The sequence below is a fragment of the Ochrobactrum teleogrylli genome, from assembly GCF_006376685.1.
In the GTDB taxonomy this organism is placed as follows: domain Bacteria; phylum Pseudomonadota; class Alphaproteobacteria; order Rhizobiales; family Rhizobiaceae; genus Brucella; species Brucella teleogrylli.
Map to the genome: position 1 here is coordinate 432853 of NZ_VEWL01000002.1, position 15974 is coordinate 448826.

A 15974-nucleotide genomic window follows, 5' to 3' on the forward strand; every position below is an offset into this window, starting at 1 on the left:
TTAGGCTCTACTAAATGAGTGATAAGTGGATGATTAATCGCTGAATTGAATGTCGGTTCATTCGCGCATAGCTCTACCCCCGCTGCCAAACGACCTTTCTGGTGCGAGTGCCGGGGGGGAGCATTCACCGATAGTTCAGGCGGAAATCTATTAGGCCGCGCTGATCCAGTATGCAATTGTTTTCATTGAGTTTTCGACTTTGGGATAAGATTTCCGCCACATGGCGGGAATCTTTTTTGCTTTTGCGCCGGTCACAAGCGGCACATCAACGCCCGCGTTCGTCTGTTAATGATCCACGCAGACAAGCATTTTCAATGGTTTAAAGATTTGTTGAAGACTTATCGGCGACTTTTAAAGGCGCTTTTAGAAAGCCGCAGCGTCTGACCGTCAAACGCGGTTGCCGCTCGCTTGCCCAGGACTTCAGGTGACAAAACTGTTATTCCGTCTTTGCCGGGTCGATTGCACAAGAACCCCGCATTTCCGGGCTTTTCCCACGAAATCCCATTATTTCCCGCCTATTCCCGTTACTGCAGTATCTAGTGTCCAACAACACCAACATCATCGTAGGTAGTTGCGCTCGCAGCCTTTCGCACGGCTTTAGAGCTGCCGTTGTGATGCCGACTCATCCGATGACAAGTGGCCCGCTAAATATTGATGGGCCTGAAGGCCCGCTCACTGGCTATCGGATATCGTGGTCATAGGGAATGGGGCCCCAACGTCCGGTTTTGGTGAAGTTCACCCATAAGCCGAGGGAATTGCGCATTGTGCGCGTCCCGAACCTTTTCAATTCCCGTATGACCAGTCGAAAAAGCGCCGGCCGCTTTTGCTCACGTCGGTTCTTGCCGATCGTGCTTTCCAATCCTGCCTGTCGGCAAATGGCTGGCGTGATCTGGTAGATATTCAATTCGTCGAAAGGACCATCATTGGGGTCGAACAGGAAATGATCGATGGGAGCAGGCGCTTTCTGCATAAGCGGCAGAAGTTTGCGCGCAGCGTCGCGAGACACGACGTAGCCTCCCGTCAGCAAATGTCTGGAGCGAAGCCGCGCCACCGCATAGGGTCCTTCGCTTGCAACCGAACGGGATATCAAGACCTCATGCCCGTAGGCATCGATTTTGATAATATCCGCGTCTTTCGGTATCCATTTGTCTGAAGGCAATAACTGCGCAGCCCCGCTGCTCAGCTTGATATCATCTTCAAAAATGACCGCGTAAGCATCGATACCGGTCGCTATAATTTCTAGACACTTGCGGTGAGACAGAAAACAGCCAATTTCCGCTGGCGAAAGCGGATCGGGCCAGTTTTTGCTGAACGCATTGAATGAAGCCAGCTCCTGTTCGGGCATGGCCCGACCATTGACAGCCTCGACACGTTCGAATTCTAGACCCGTGCGATTAAACTGGGATGCCATATATGCCAGACGGTCCTGGCTCCGCTCCAGATTTATCAAATAGCACTTCACTTCAGCCCCCTTGTCGCGCACCTCTTAGGACATAGGGGGGTGAAAAACAACCAATGGAGAAAAGCGCCCCCGCGCCATATCTTGTCGTTATCCACGGGGCGATTTTCTGGACTGGACCAGCGCCGGTCCTGCTCGCAGCTACTGCTGGACAGTTTCCGGTGCTATGCCCTGATCGAAGATGAAGGCCGGGCCGACCACCCGCACCTTTCGGTCCGTCAGCGGCGCAAAGGTTGCCGTCGCAACCGTATCGACCATATCGGCATTGCGGCTCGGCCGGCTGTCCGGCATCGGCATCACGACATTGCGCATGGCTCTCGCCGACCGACTGCTGGCGCGCAGTTCGCTGACCTTGGCGACATAACCCGCCCAGTCGCATTTTTTGAAATCGCTGCTCTCGTGATAATTATAGGCCGTCGGCAGTTCCGCATAGGACTTGCCGCTGGTCGCGGAAATCATATCCGCCGTTTCGCCATTCACATCATTGAGAACATAGAGATCGACGCTCTCGTTCTGGCAGATGAAGCGGCATTGAGCCAGCGTTTCCGTTGTGCTTTCCGTTTTGTCGAATTGAGAGTGCGGCGCCGGGAACAGATAACCGTCCGAAAGGCGCACGCAATAGGTCAGTGCGCCTTTGCCGGCCCAGGATTTGGGTTTCTCGGTCGCATTCGACGTGACAGCCGCCGGTGTCACCTTTGGCCGATCCAGTCGCGCGCTGCGTTGTGTCGTGGCCGATGGTTCGGAACATGACCTTGCGGCCAGCCCGGCGGAAATCTGCCGCTGCACTTCCGCAATGCGCACCGACAGATCGCGGCAGGCATTGAACAAGCCCCCGCCGCCATCACCCTTGCAGCCGCGCCCGCGCTCCATGGCGCGCAGGGCGGATAGTTGCCTTTGCGCTGCCAGATCGGCAGCGCTGGCAGCACCCGAACAGGCCGCAGCGGCCAGTTGCGGGTAACTCACAAGACCTATCAGAAAAAGCAGGACGTAAAACTTAGTCACGATACTATCCTCAGCCCTGGGGGATGACTTGAGACTTTCTATCGGGGTTACAGAAGATGCACTGGCACTTCCATTGCAGGAGGCGAATGCGTCGCATTCAGCACCTTATCCGGGTCAATTTCCGACAGGAGTGCAGCAAGCGCCAGACGCAGATAAAGGGGGGTATCTGGACGATTGATTGCCTTGAGCGCGATGCGCGATATGCCGAGCGCGTAAGCCAATTCTTGTTCAGAGGTCTTCAGAGATGCACAAATCTTCGCAAGTTTGTCATAAGCCCGTCTGCCCATTGACGTTTTCCCTCTCCTTCAAAATGCAATGGCGACGCCGTCAGCCGCCACATTAGACGCACATCTGCTCCGAAAACCGTTTCACACTTTTCGGAATGTGCTCTGGAATCACCATTTTACATTCAGTCCGATATTGCCTTCCCAGATCCGCGTTCGCTCTCCTCCGAGATTGGTTGTGTAGTCGGCAGTTGCAAAAAGGCTGGCCTTTTCCGTGATATCGACCGTTATCCCGCCGCCGACTTCCAGCGACGTTCCTTTCAGATTGGTGACAATCGGATCGGTGCCGAAGGACACTGTCTGGTCCGATGAGAAATTCTGCCAGAGATTGGCCTTCAGATAGGGGCGCAGCTTGCCGAACGAGGTTTCTTCCGCGCCCTGCAACCGCATGCCGATACGGCCCGTCCACGCATTGTCGGAATCGAACGTCACCGTGGAATAACGGTCAGCCTGATCATCCAGCGAGAGATGCTGCCAGATCAGTTGCGCCTGCGGTTCCAGCGTCCAGTTGCCGCCGAGTGCCAACGGATAGCCGCCTTCCAGCGAGGCCGTCACGCCGTGGCCCTCAAGGTCTATGCCCTGTTGCGCGTTGGAGCTCGCGCTGCCATCAAACCATGTTCCCATCACCACCGCATCGAGATACCAGCCTTGCGGGCCGATATGGGTCCAATAGCCGCCGAAACTGGTGCCGGTAACGTCAAGGTCGCCGACGGCAAGATCGTTCAAGCCGAGCGCCTGCCCGGTAATATCGCCCGAGGCGCGCGCATAACCGAAGAAGACGCCGAAACGGTCGAAATGGCCGCCGTCGGATTCACGTCCGAACAGGTCCTGCCCGGCCTGAATACCGAGAAGACTGCCATCGACCCCCGGAGCCACGGTGCCCCTCCACTTCATGTCGATGTCCTGACCGAACACGCGCACCCAGCTCGACGGCAGATAGCCACCGCTCTCGAGCAGGTCCTGCTCGCCCCGGCGCTCATGGAATGTGCCGAGCGTAGACAGCGCCAGATGATGCGCGACGGGCGGCAGAGCCGAATAGACCGGCACTTCTTCACGATAGAGATTGACGACATCGCCTTCCACGCGCGTCGCCCCTGCTGACGGCGGCGCGACGCCGTTGCCGGGCAGTGGAGGCTGCATCAAACCATCAACGGAATTGTCTGGCGGGTCGGCAACATCTGCGGCCTGGGGAGCCGGAGGCGCAGTGGGCGCGGCGGAGTTTCCGGCGACCGGCGCAGAATTGTCCTGCGGGTCGGGATCGTTCGGATCGACTGGCAGCACCGCAGCCGGCTGATCCAATGGCGGCGGAGCGGCCACCGTTTCCGGAGCCTCTGGTTCCGGCGCGTCCGACCCCACGGCAGCCGGTTGGCTACCGTTCACCAGCGTTGAGCGCAGATACCAGTTTTCTGTCGTTCCGGCAGAAACACCACCCTTGAACAGATAATATTCATAGGCGCCAGCCGCGACACGGCCATTCAAGGTGAAGGCGCCCGCAGTGGTGGTTGCGCCATTCAGCGTCTCAACGACCATGATGCCATTCGACACTGTCGAAGCACCTGCGCCACCGATATTTTCCACGACAATGCCGGTATTGCCGGAAGCCGAACCGCCATCGATCACCAGCTTGTCCGAAGGCGACGCATCACCCGCAAGCACCGTGTCGAGGAACAGCAGGCCATTTTGCCCGGTATAGTTGCCGCGAATGGTCAGGCTATCGGTCGTGCTGGAGCCGCCATTGGTCAGGTCGATGCGGCCTGCATTAAACACATTGGTCAGCTGCATTGCGGCATAGGGCTTGATAACCGACTGGGCCGAACCACCATAAATGGTGCTGGTCGCATCGATGTTGAGTGTGCCCTTTCCGGTTCCCGCATCGCCAAGCGTCAGCGGAGCATTGAAAACCAGACGTGTATCGTTGGTGAGATTGATGGTTTCCCATCCGCCGAAGCGATAAACCGCGCCGGTTTTGACATTGCTGAAGCTCAGACTATCGGTGCCTTCGCCACCGGTGATGAACTTTGTCGACCCCATATTGGCGTCGGTCAGATTGGTCAGCGTGGCTACGTCGTCATCCGCGCCGAGATCGACATTTCCATACAGAATGCCGCCGCCGTTCCAGCTGAACGTGTCGGTGCCGAAGCTCAGCATGATGTCACCGGCAACCGTACCACCGGTAATGGTCACGCTGTCGGTGCCACCGCTGACACTGATACTACCGCCAATCATGCCGCTGGAGATGATGATCGTATCATTGCCGAAACCGGTCACCAGATTGCGATCAATGGTGCCGCCGGACATGTTGAAATAATTGTTGTCGAGCTTCATGTTGACGCGGCCGATGCGCCCGCCAGTCATCACAGCATAATCGCCATCGTCGAAAGCATCGATAATGCGGCCATCGGACATGAAAAACGTGTCGAGCCCGTCGCCCTGATTGAGCGAGATAATCTGGCCGCCTGTCATCTGAAAATCGTCGATGCCGCCGCCCTGTTGCACATTACCGACAACCGAGCCGCCAGAAATAATAAATGCATCCGCGCCATCGCCCTGATCGATGCTTCCCGCAATCGATCCCGAATGTAACTCGACGCGGTCCGTTCCGGCACCGAAGGTCACATTGCCATTGACCGTACCGCTGCCGCCTGTGGGCAGAAGGAGCGTGTTGTTGCCGCTCGTATCGGTCAGACCGGATGCGGATGTACCGCTGTCGCAGATGAAAACGTCATCACCGGCCGTTGGTGAAAACGAACATGCGGCCTGCGCATTTCCAGATGGCAAAAGCACGGCCCCCACCGTGAACAGTGCCGTCGTGGAAAGCAGCAGGGTGGCCGAAACCCTGCGAATACCTAAATGCATCGAAACCCCTCAGTTCATTGCATAAAGCCCCCGCGACATTAAAAAACGAATTTATTTTGATGGGCAATACTTAAATTCCCAGTAGAGAATTTCAAAACATCATAAAAGATAAACAAAAATTAGAGGAAATGATTTAACAGCAAATAACACATTGATTTCATTTGATAAATCCCAATGCCCTCCAGATTCACCATAGCTGACATTTCACTCTGGAAAAGCCAAAAAAACCGTTACATATCAATATCAAGACACCCGCCGCCTTGCGGCATTCGCCGCTCTGAAAGATGATCACGGGCCCATGCGGAGCGAGTCACGAAAAGCCTATTTAGACCCGCGCCGTGCCGGTTGAATTACTGGTTGACCGCTTCATATATTTCTTCTGAAAAGCATGATCCGGTTGAATTGAGGAGGAAAACCATGGAACAATTTACCGGTGGCTGTCTGTGTGGCGATGTCCGGCTTGTCGCCTCGGGGCGTCCCTATCGGGTCGGCCTTTGCCACTGTCTCGACTGCCGCAAACATCATGGGGCGCTTTTTCTGGCATCAGCAATGTTCCCGCAGGATGCGGTCACGATCGATGGCGAAACGCGCGATTATGCCGGGCGTCATTTTTGTCCGCGCTGCGGTTCCTCGGTCTTTTCCCGTTCCGATGATGAAATCGAGGTGCATCTGGGTTCGCTCGATGCTCCCGACCAGCTGGTGCCGACCTACGAATTGTGGACGATCCGCCGCGAAAGCTGGTTGCCGCCATTTCCGCTGAAAAAGCGTTATGAGCGCGACCGCGAAACTGATGGCCGCTTCGAGGAATAGCGCCGGTATGCGGCAAAGCTGCGCTGGATTAGCAGGTGACGAGCGCCTATATCCGGCTGGAACAACCCGGAAAGCCTCGCCATGACCCTGCTCATCAACCAGCCGCATCCCTCGATTGACCCCGCATCCATTCAGGAACTGGTGGCGACATTTTATGGACGCGCGCGGGCGGACGAGCTGCTCGGGCCAATCTTTGCGGAAGCCGTGCATGACTGGGATCACCATATCGCGCAGATTGCGCAATTCTGGTCGTCGGTGATCTTGAAGACGGGCGGTTATGACGGGCGACCCATGGCGCCGCATCTGAAGCTCAACCTGAAGGGCGAGCATTTCGACCGCTGGCTTGCCTTGTTCGAGCAAACCGCACGCGAGATTTATCCTGCGGAAGCGGCGATCATTTTCATTGATCGAGCGCGGCGCATTGCCGACAGTTTTGAGATGGCCATTGCAACGCAAGCGGGGCGTATCGCCGCCCCGCGTCATGCGCGCCGTCCGCTCTGATTGATCAGCCTGATCAGGCGGCAGGCTTCGACTTTTCGGCTTCCAGCTGCTTTTCGTGACGCAGCAGCATGCCGAACAGATCGCGCGGCTCATCCGGGTCGGCAAGAAGGTCGAGCTGCTCATACAGGCCCGTATCCTTCAGCTTGTCGCGCACATAACGCAAAGCCGAAAAATCTTCCGTGGCAAAGCCGACGGAATCAAACAGCGTGATCTGGCGCGCATCCTTGCGGCCCTGCGCCTTGCCGGTGATGACTTCCCACAACTCGTTGACCGGATAGTCTGCCGGGAGCTGCTGGATTTCACCTTCGATGCGGGTCTGCGGCGGATATTCGACGAAAATGTCGGAGCGGCGGAGAATATCGCCGTGCAATTCGGTCTTGCCCGGGCAATCGCCGCCCACCGCATTGATATGCACGCCAGCGCCGACCGTATTGTCGGTCAGGATGGTGGCATTGGCCTTGTCCGCCGTGACCGTCGTGATGATATCGGCGCCCTCGACCACTTCTTCCACCGAATTGCAGGCGACAATGTCGAAACCTGCATGGGCAAGATTGCGCATGCATTTTGCGGTCGCTTCCGGGTCGAGGTCGTAAAGGCGAAGCTTGTCCACGCCGAGCAGCGCCTTGAATGCTATGGCCTGAAATTCGCTCTGTGCGCCATTGCCGATGATCGCCATCGTGCGGGCATTCTTTGGCGCCAGATATTTGGCGGCAACCGCTGACGTGGCAGCCGTGCGCAGCGCCGTCAGGATCGTCATCTCAGTCAGGAGCATCGGGTAGCCGCTGCCCACATCGGCCAGAACGCCGAAAGCCGTGACAGTCTGAAGACCTTCACGTGTGTTCTTCGGATGGCCGTTGACATATTTGAAGCCATAAAGCGTGCCATCGCTCGTCGGCATCAACTCGATCACGCCTTCGCGGGAGTGGGACGCGACACGCGGCGTCTTGTCGAAATTTTCCCAGCGGCGGAAATCCTCTTCCACATATGCGGCCAGTTCCTTCAGAAAGGTCTCGACGCCGATGGAAAGCACCAGCTTCATCATGTTGTCGACACTGACGAAGGGGACGATGTTGAGGTTCGGCTGGGTCATTCATATTCTCCTTAAACACGCTCCGAAAGGCTGACACGGCCTTCGGAGCGTATTGCGCATTGATACAATGATCGGAGCGTCATTCGGCAAGACGCGCCTTAATAGCTGATCGTCGGACGATCCATGACGCTGCGGCCCAGAAGGCTGGCCATCAGGTCCACCATGACGGTAGCCGTGCGGCCGCGCTCATCCAGGAACGGGTTCAATTCAACCAGATCGAGGCTCGTGACGAGACCGCTGTCATGCAGCATTTCCATGATGAGATGGGCCTCGCGGAAAGTCGCACCGCCCGGCACCGTGGTGCCGACAGCTGGCGCCACCGACGGATCAAGGAAGTCAACGTCAAGGCTGACATGCAGCAGGCCGTCTTCCGCTTTCACACGGTCGAGGAAACGGCGCAGCAGCGCGGCAACGCCATGCTCGTCAATCATGCGCATGTCGAAAACCGAAACCTTGGTCTTCTGGATAGCCAGACGTTCCGCCGGATCGACGCTTCGAATACCCATCATGCAGACATTGTGCGGATCGATGGCGGCTTCAAGCTTCGGGAAAAAGCCGTCAAAGCCTTTCTGGCCGGTGTAATAGGCAACCGGCGTTCCATGCAGATTGCCGCTGGTTGTCGTTTCCAGCGTGTGGAAATCCGTATGCGCATCGAGCCAGAGCACGAACTGCTTGCGGCCCTTTGCGACGGCGCGGCGCGCAATGCCCGGAACCGTTCCGGCAGCCAGAAGATGATCGCCGCCAAGGAAAATCGGGAAGCCCTCTTCGCTCTCACGGAAAGCGGCTTCGCTGATTGCTTCAATCCAGGCAACAGCGCTTGGCAGCGCCTTGATCGCATGGTTTGGATGTTCGCGCGACGCTTGCTTGATCTGAGCCGGGCTTGGAACCAGATTGCCGAGATCCGTAAAACCGTGACCAAGCTCGCGTATGGCATCGGCAATGCCTGCGGCACGGTAGGAATCGGGACCCATATTGCAGCCTGCGCGGCCAGTTCCTTCCTGAACGGGTAGTCCCAAAATCTTGCAATGCATAAAACAAGGTTCCTTCTGATTATTGTCATAAGATTCATCATTTTTATTTGGCGATGTGAACCAACCGGATTGGCAATTTTATCGGTTTGGTTTATCAGAATGTCGGATTGGCTTTTCAAAATGGAGAAACTATGGACGATCTGGATGAAAAGCTCATTACGCTTTTGCGCCATAATGGCCGCCGCAGCATTTCCGACATTGCGATCGATCTTGGCGTTTCCCGCGCAACGATCCGCGCGCGCATGGAACGGCTGGAACGCTCCGGCGATATTCTGGGCTATACGGTCATTCTGCGCTCGGACGCCGTGGACCTGCCGGTGCGCGGCATCATGATGATCGAAATCGAAGGTCATGTCGCCGACCGTGTGGTCAAGGCGCTTGGCGGTTTCTCGGAGATTTCCGCCGTCCACACGACCAATGGTCGTTTTGATCTGGTGGTCGAACTGGGCGCCGCGACCCTCGCCGATTTCGATGCGGTGCTGCGCCGTATCCGTCTCGTGCCCGGCATCAAGGCCAGCGAAACAAACTTATTGCTTGCCACACCGCGTTCAACGCGGGCGCGGCTCTAACTATTCACGCATGTGCAAAGAAAAAGCCCGGTCTCGCGACCGGGCTTTTTCGTTCTCAGGATTAGGCGAGAGCCGGATAATCCGTATAGCCCTTGGCGCCACCACCATACATATGCTGCTGATCCAGCTCGTTGAGCGGCGCATTTTCCTTCAGACGCCGCACGAGATCCGGATTGGAAATGAACGGCTTGCCGAAAGCAACCAAATCGGCGCGACCGCTGGTGATTTCTTCCTCCGCCAGTTCACGGTCGTAGCCATTATTGACCATCCAGGCGGCATCGCCGCCAGCGTCACGATAGACCTGCTTCATACGCGCATAATCGAACGGCTGCGGGCCCTGCTGGAAGTCACGCGGACCACCGGTTGCGCCTTCGATGACATGAACATAGGCAAGACCGTAAGGCGCAAGCTTGTCGACCACATAGTCAAACAACGGCTGCGGATCGGAATCCGATGCGTCATTGGCGGGCGTAACCGGCGAAAGGCGGATACCGACCTTGCCTGCATCCACCGTCTTGGTGATTGCATCGACCACTTCGAACAGGAAGCGCGCGCGGTTTTCAATCGAGCCGCCATATTCGTCGGTGCGGTGATTGCTGCCAGAACGCAGGAACTGGTCGATCAAGTAGCCATTGGCCGCATGAATTTCGACACCGTCGAAACCGGCAACGTCAATCGCGTCCTTCGCAGCCTTGGCATAGGTGGCGACGATGTCTGCAATCTCGCTTTTTTCCAGCGCGCGCGGCTCGGAGGTCGGTGCGAATTCGCCCGTGCCATCGGGATGGACCAGATAGGTCTTCGACTTGGCGGTGATCGCGGACGGCGCAACCGGCTTGCCGCCATTCGGCTGCAAGGTGTTGTGGGAAATACGGCCCACATGCCACATCTGCACGACGATCTTGCCGCCGGCTGTGTGAACGGCATCGGTTACGCGCTTCCAGCCGGCCAGCTGCTCGGCCGAATAAAGGCCCGGAACATCGGCATAGCCCTGTCCCTGATGGCTGATCGGCGTTGCCTCGGTGATGATGAGGCCAGCGCTGGCGCGCTGCTCGTAATAGGTGACGTTGAGATCGTTCGGCACGGCGCGCGGCGAGCGATTGCGCGTCAGCGGCGCCATCACAACGCGATTGGCAAGCTTCAGATCACCAACGGTGACAGGATCGAACAAGGTGGCCATGGGCATTTCCTTCAAGTTGGAAAAGGTGGGCAAGTTGGAAAAGTTGGTCAAAGATCGGATAGGGTTGCGATGAAGGCGGCTATCGCCTCTTCGTCGCGCTTGTAGAACGTCCACTGGCCGACACGATGGGGCGTGATCAGCCCCGCTTTTGTCAGCACGGACAAGTGGGCTGAAACGGTGGATTGGGAAAGACCGCACCGCTCGAACTGGCCCGCGCACACGCCCATCTCCAATGGCATGTGCTGAGCGGAGAAGTGTTTCTCCGGCTCCTTGAGCCAGCTCAAAATGTCGAGACGCACGGGGTGGCTAAGCGCTTTCAGCACCTCATCAAGGGGTACTGGCAAGGCTTTCTGCTGCTTTATCGATTGAACTTCCGACATTGCAATCACCTCGCTGATCCGATGCATATCGTCATTTCACGATATAGATATCGCTTAGTTTCGATTTAAAAAGAGGCGCAGCGTTCACATGCGCGTGAACAACAGAAACCCGCCTCAAGGGCGGGTTTCGGAATAGCGACCAATTCCGGTCAGTCCATAAGCTTCTGCATCAAATAGACCCACTGCAAAATATTAGAATCCGTATTCTCCCACGACGTTTTCACGGCGCTGTGGCCGCCTTCATCGCTCTCGAAGAACAGATTGGGTATACCCATAGCGTCCATCCTTGCCGCCATCTTTCGCGCATGCCCCGGATGAACGCGGTCGTCGGCCTGCGATGTTATAAAGAACGGCTCGGGGTAGTGCGTTCCGGGTTTCAGGTTGTGATAAGGCGAAATGGAGCGCAGAAACGCCCCTTCGACCGGGTCTGCCGGATCGCCATATTCACTCATCCACGATGCCCCTGCCGACAGTACGTTATAACGCACCATGTCGAGCAATGGCACCGATACGATGACAGCATTCCAAAGCTCCGGTCGCTGGACCAATTGCACACCCGCCATAAGACCGCCATTCGAGCCGCCAGAAACACCGAGCCGTCGCGGTGAGGTGATCTTGCGTGCAATCAGATCTTCAGCCACGGCCTGAACGTCGTCATAGACGCGTTGCCTATTGGTTTTCAGCCCTGCGCGATGCCATTTGGCGCCAAACTCGCCGCCACCGCGAATATTGGGCAGAACATAAACCCCACCCTTTTCGAGCCACATCTTGCCGACGATTCCGAGGTACTGAGGCGTCAATGAAATTTCGAACCCCCCATAGGCTGTAATCAGCGTGGGATTGGAGCCATCGAGAGGAATGCCCTTTTTGGACACCATGAAATAGGGAATCTTTGTGCCGTCTTTCGATGACACCCAGTTTTGGGTCACCTGCATATCGCTGGCATCGAATTCGGCATGCTCCGTCTGCAGAAGCTTTACGTCCATCGAAGCCGCATCAGCCCAATAAAGCGCTGTCGGCTCGAGGAAACCTTCAACCGTCAGGAATAGTTCGTCGGATTCCGTATCCGCACTTAATAAAGCGACCGATGCATTCTTCGGCAGTTGGAACTGTTGTGAATGCCACACGCCTTTTTCGAATTGAAGAGAATAGAGTTGCCCCGCAACATCCGAGAGAACTTCAATGAGCAGGCGATTTTCGGTGTTCGACACGTTACCGATTGCCTGATGTCCCGACGGCACGAATACTTTCACCGGCTCTATTTTTTCCGGGTGATCGATATTCCCTGCCAGATCGAACGATATAATGCTGTCGGCCGCATAAGTCGTGCCGCTGGCGCTCTTCCAGTCCTCCTTCAAACGATAAATAAGCTGTCCTTCGAAAAGATCGAGGAAATGCGAGCTTGTGGGCAGGGGAAACACGACCTTTTTGCCTTTATAAACAAACTCAGTCAGCATTTCCTCTCCGCTCAATTGGCGGGTATTCATTTGCATGACAGGGACATCGGTGTCGCCCCAAATCATTCCGGCATAAGCTGAAATATCCGTCTTTTCGCCGCGGAAAATCTCCCGCGCCTCCCCTAGTGACTGCCCGCGCTGCAAAACCTTCGTTATGTAAGCGTAGCCGGATTCGGTCACATCACCCTGATCCCATTCCCGGGATACATAGATCGTGTTCAGGTCCTTCCCCCAACTGACTATCTGCTTGGCTTCAGGCAGAGTGAAACCGGAGGGTAGAAATTTGCCGGTTGCCCTGTCGAACTCGCGAACCGCCACCGCATCTTTGCCACCGTCGGAAAAGGACAGCAAACACCGGTCCTCATGCAAGGGGTGGCACATTGCCCCGGCGAAGATCCAATTTCGCCCTTCCTTGGCAGCCAAAGCATCGATATCGAGTATGGTACGCCAGGTATATTTTCCCTTGAAATAATCGTCTCGATTGGTCGCCCGCCATAGTCCACGCAGATTAACGTCATCCATCCAGAAATTGCGCAGTTCTCCCGTCTTGCCGAACGCGGGATAAGCAATGTGTGTTGCATTCGCAGCAGACGCCTTCGACAAGTCGTCGAATTCCGCATATCGTGGATCCGTCCTGAGCCTCTGAAGCGTCGCTTCGTTCTTGGCTGCAACCCATTTCAACGCTGCGGGTCCGTGTATGTCTTCCAGATAAATGTTTTCGTCGCTTGTTTTAACATTATCAAAAGCCAAAGCAGACGCTCCGCTCCAAGCAACAGAAGATAAAATTACAATTGTTGAAATTACAACTATTTTTAACAAAATATCACCATAATATAAATTAAACATAAAATGCATTTAAAACATCATTAACATGGCAATATAATGTCAACAATAACTTATACTCAATATATCATTTGAATATCTGAGGATTTCCCTTTCCTGTGGAACATCGCTATGCCTTGATTGCGCCAGAGTGGCATCCGACTATGCTTCAACTGGATAGTGCAGAATTGGGAAGCATATGGCGGACGACAGCAGGCGCATTGCCGCGATTATCGCGGCGGAAATCAACGCAAAGCCGGAACAGGCAATGGCCGCCATCGGCCTTCTGGACGAAGGCGCAACCGTGCCCTTCGTGGCGCGCTACCGCAAGGAAGTCACCGGCGGGCTGGACGACACGCAACTGCGTCAACTTTCTGAACGCCTCGCTTATCTGCGTGAACTGGAAGCGCGCCGCGCCTCCATTCTGGAATCGATCCGCGGTCAGGAAAAGCTGACGCCGGAACTGGAATTGAAGATAGCCAATGTCCAGACCAAGGCTGAGTTGGAAGATCTTTATCTGCCCTATAAGCCGAAGCGGCGCACCCGTGCGGAAATCGCCCGTGAGCGCGGGCTTGGCCCTCTGGCCGAGGCGATCCTCGCAGACCGCAGCCTTGTGCCCGCCGACATTGCCGCGTCCTATGTCAGCGGCGACGTTGCTGATGTGAAAGCCGCGCTCGATGGCGCACGCGATATCATCGCCGAAGGTTTTGCGGAAAATGCCGAGCTGATCGGCAATCTGCGCAACTATCTCAAGGATCGCGCTGTTTTGCGCTCGCGTGTCGTGGACGGCAAGCAGGAGGCGGGTGCGAAGTTCTCCGATTATTTCGATCATTTCGAACGCTGGGCCACCGTTGCGGGTCACCGTGCGCTCGCCATGCTGCGCGGACGCAACGAGGATTTCCTGTCGCTCGACATTGAAATCGATGCCGACGACACCTCAGCCGTGAAACCGGTCGAGCGCAAGATCGCCGCCGCCTATGCGATTGGCGGCACGCTTCCGGGCGACCGCTGGCTGATGGAAGTGGCAGGCTGGGCATGGCGCGTGAAGCTTTCTCTCTCGCTGTCTCTCGATCTGATGCGCGACCTGCGCGAGCGCGCCGAAGAAGAAGCGATCAATGTTTTCGCCCGCAATCTGAAAGACCTGTTGCTGGCCGCGCCCGCAGGCTCCCGCGCCACCATGGGTCTCGATCCGGGCATCCGCACCGGCGTCAAGGTGGCAGTGGTCGATGGCACGGGCAAGCTGCTCGACACCACCACGGTCTACCCCTTCCCGCCGAAGAATGATGTGCGCGGCACACAGGCGGAACTGGCAAGCCTTGTCCGCAAACACAAGATCGAACTGATCGCGATTGGCAATGGCACCGGCAGCCGCGAGACGGAACGTCTCGTGGTGGACATGCTGTCGGACATGCCAGCTCCAAAACCGCTGAAAGTCATCGTGTCGGAAGCGGGTGCATCGGTCTATTCGGCGTCTGAAGCTGCCGCCTCCGAATTCCCGCAGTTGGACGTGTCCCTGCGCGGTGCGGTTTCCATCGCGCGCCGCTTGCAAGACCCGCTGGCGGAACTCGTCAAGATCGAACCGAAATCCATCGGCGTCGGCCAGTACCAGCATGACGTCGATCAGATACGCCTCGCCCGTGCGCTCGACGCCGTGGTGGAAGACGCGGTGAATGCAGTTGGTGTTGATCTCAATACGGCTTCCGCCTCGTTGCTTGCCCGCGTTTCGGGACTTGGCGCATCGATTGCGGAGGCCATTGTGGCGCATCGCGATGCCGCAGGCGCGTTCAAGAACCGCAAGGAACTGCTCAAAGTCGCCCGCCTTGGCAACCGTACTTTCGAGCAATGCGCGGGCTTCCTGCGCATTCCGAACGGCACCGAACCGCTCGACGCATCATCGGTTCACCCGGAAGCCTATGGGGTGGCGAAGAAGATCGTCGCCGCATGCGGTCGCGATGTGCGCTCGCTGATGGGCGACAGCGTGGCGCTGAAAAGCCTCGATCCTCGTGTTTTCGTGGATGAACGTTTCGGCCTGCCGACCGTGCGCGATATCATTGCCGAGCTGGACAAGCCGGGCCGCGATCCGCGACCGGAGTTCAAGACCGCGACCTTTGCCGACGGTATTGACGATATCAAGGACCTGAAGCCCGGTATGATGCTGGAAGGCACCGTGACAAACGTGGCCGCCTTCGGTGCCTTCGTGGATATCGGCGTGCATCAGGACGGCCTCGTCCATGTCTCGCAACTGGCCGACCGTTTCATCAAGGACCCGCATGAAGTGGTGAAAGCGGGCGATGTGGTGAAGGTGCGCGTGGTGGAAGTGGATGTGCCGCGCAAGCGCATCGGCCTTTCCATGCGCAAGGATGGCGGCGAAGCGCCTGCCCCGCGCAACAACGCGCAACGCGATCCAAGGCCTGCCAAGAACTTCACGCCGCAACGCAAACAGGAGCAGCCATCGACCGGCGGTTTTGGCGCAGCGCTACTGGAAGCGATGAAGAAGAAATAAGCGGGAAACGATGAGCGGCTGTTACGCAGGGTC

At 56.7% G+C, this 15974-nt stretch carries 13 protein-coding genes; 4 read left to right on the forward strand and 9 right to left on the reverse strand.

What is annotated here, in order from left to right:
* Positions 1-679: 679 nt before the first annotated feature.
* From FIC94_RS06250 to FIC94_RS06265, 4 genes are all read right to left on the reverse strand, one after another.
* Complete coding sequence (locus tag FIC94_RS06250) at positions 680-1462, reverse strand: glycosyltransferase family 25 protein (RefSeq protein ID WP_140024301.1); 783 nt, start codon at positions 1460-1462, stop codon at positions 680-682.
* Between the two features lie 138 nt (positions 1463-1600).
* Positions 1601-2461 carry a DUF2865 domain-containing protein gene (locus FIC94_RS06255; protein ID WP_235858888.1) on the reverse strand — a complete coding sequence of 287 codons (861 nt, stop codon included), beginning with the start codon at positions 2459-2461 and terminating at the stop codon, positions 1601-1603.
* A 47-nt stretch (positions 2462-2508) separates the two neighbouring features.
* Entirely contained in the window at positions 2509-2748 is a 240-nt protein-coding gene (locus FIC94_RS06260; protein ID WP_109369549.1) for a hypothetical protein, read from the reverse strand.
* Between the two features lie 108 nt (positions 2749-2856).
* Positions 2857-5601, reverse strand: a complete 2745-nt coding sequence (locus tag FIC94_RS06265; RefSeq protein WP_140024302.1) for an autotransporter outer membrane beta-barrel domain-containing protein — start codon at positions 5599-5601, stop codon at positions 2857-2859.
* A 417-nt stretch (positions 5602-6018) separates the two neighbouring features.
* Between FIC94_RS06265 and FIC94_RS06270 the strand changes: the two genes are divergently transcribed.
* A complete protein-coding gene (locus FIC94_RS06270; protein WP_140024303.1) occupies positions 6019-6411 on the forward strand; it encodes a GFA family protein in 393 nt (130 codons plus the stop codon).
* A gap of 81 nt (positions 6412-6492) precedes the next feature.
* Positions 6493-6912, forward strand: a complete 420-nt coding sequence (locus FIC94_RS06275; protein WP_140024304.1) for a group III truncated hemoglobin — start codon at positions 6493-6495, stop codon at positions 6910-6912.
* A 13-nt stretch (positions 6913-6925) separates the two neighbouring features.
* On the opposite strand, the gene ocd is transcribed toward FIC94_RS06275, so the two are convergent.
* Positions 6926-8002 (reverse strand): ornithine cyclodeaminase, encoded by a 1077-nt coding sequence (ocd, locus tag FIC94_RS06280; protein WP_140024305.1) that lies wholly within the window; start codon positions 8000-8002, stop codon positions 6926-6928.
* Positions 8003-8100: 98 nt separating this feature from the next.
* The gene (gene rocF / locus FIC94_RS06285) at positions 8101-9033 is read right to left on the reverse strand and encodes an arginase (protein ID WP_109369553.1); all 933 of its coding nucleotides are present in this window, start codon (positions 9031-9033) and stop codon (positions 8101-8103) included.
* Positions 9034-9164: 131 nt separating this feature from the next.
* Here rocF and FIC94_RS06290 point away from each other — a divergent pair, with 131 nt between their 5' ends.
* Positions 9165-9602, forward strand: coding sequence for an Lrp/AsnC family transcriptional regulator (locus tag FIC94_RS06290; protein WP_109369554.1), 438 nt, complete (start codon positions 9165-9167; stop codon positions 9600-9602).
* A gap of 61 nt (positions 9603-9663) precedes the next feature.
* On the opposite strand, the gene FIC94_RS06295 is transcribed toward FIC94_RS06290, so the two are convergent.
* The 3 genes from FIC94_RS06295 to FIC94_RS06305 form a co-directional block, all read right to left on the reverse strand.
* Complete coding sequence (locus FIC94_RS06295; protein WP_140024306.1) at positions 9664-10779, reverse strand: alkene reductase; 1116 nt, start codon at positions 10777-10779, stop codon at positions 9664-9666.
* Between the two features lie 47 nt (positions 10780-10826).
* Positions 10827-11159: an ArsR/SmtB family transcription factor gene (locus FIC94_RS06300; protein ID WP_140024307.1), complete on the reverse strand. Its 333-nt coding sequence runs from the start codon at positions 11157-11159 to the stop codon at positions 10827-10829.
* A gap of 149 nt (positions 11160-11308) precedes the next feature.
* Complete coding sequence (locus FIC94_RS06305) at positions 11309-13471, reverse strand: prolyl oligopeptidase family serine peptidase (protein WP_140024308.1); 2163 nt, start codon at positions 13469-13471, stop codon at positions 11309-11311.
* A 166-nt stretch (positions 13472-13637) separates the two neighbouring features.
* On the opposite strand from FIC94_RS06305, the gene FIC94_RS06310 reads away from it, so the two are divergent.
* Positions 13638-15941, forward strand: coding sequence for a Tex family protein (locus tag FIC94_RS06310; protein ID WP_140024309.1), 2304 nt, complete (start codon positions 13638-13640; stop codon positions 15939-15941).
* Positions 15942-15974 lie beyond the last annotated feature (33 nt).